We start from the raw sequence: 500 nt of genomic DNA on the forward strand, positions 1-500 counted from the left end.
GCCTTGACATCCGCAGGGGCCGCTGCCATCCGGCGAACGCCGCGCTGCTCGGCGACTACAGTGGCGGAGGTGAACCTCCGCCGCATCCTGCTCGTCGCCGCCGGCGGCACGGTGGGGACGGCCGCACGGCTCGGCCTCGCCCTCGCGCTCCCGGATGGGGGCGGTATTCCCGTCGCGGTGCTCATCGCCAACGTCGTCGGGGCCCTGCTGATCGGCGTGCTGGCGGCCCGCCTGCCCGCATCGGCCGACCTGCGGCTGATGCTCGGCACCGGAGTGCTCGGCGGATTCACGACCTACAGCGCGTTCATGACCGGCACTGTCGCCCTGTGGGCTGACGTGCCTGCTCTCGCCGCCGCCTACGCGGTGGGCAGCCTCGTTCTCGGGCTCGGTGCGGCAGCTCTCGGGCTGCGTCTCGGCCGGCCCCGGACGGGACGGGCATCATGAGCCCGCTGCTGTTCCTCGGTGCCGCGCTCGCCGGAGGGGTCGGCGCGGTGCTGCGC

At 74.4% G+C, this 500-nt stretch carries 1 protein-coding gene; it reads left to right on the top strand.

From position 1 onward, the window contains the following. Positions 1–69: 69 nt before the first annotated feature. Positions 70–444, top strand: a complete 375-nt coding sequence (locus tag L687_RS23320; RefSeq protein ID WP_036271458.1) for a fluoride efflux transporter FluC — start codon at positions 70–72, stop codon at positions 442–444. Positions 445–500 lie beyond the last annotated feature (56 nt).

Origin of the sequence: Microbacterium maritypicum MF109 (assembly GCF_000455825.1) — a bacterium.
Classification (GTDB): Bacteria; Actinomycetota; Actinomycetes; order Actinomycetales; family Microbacteriaceae; genus Microbacterium; species Microbacterium maritypicum_A.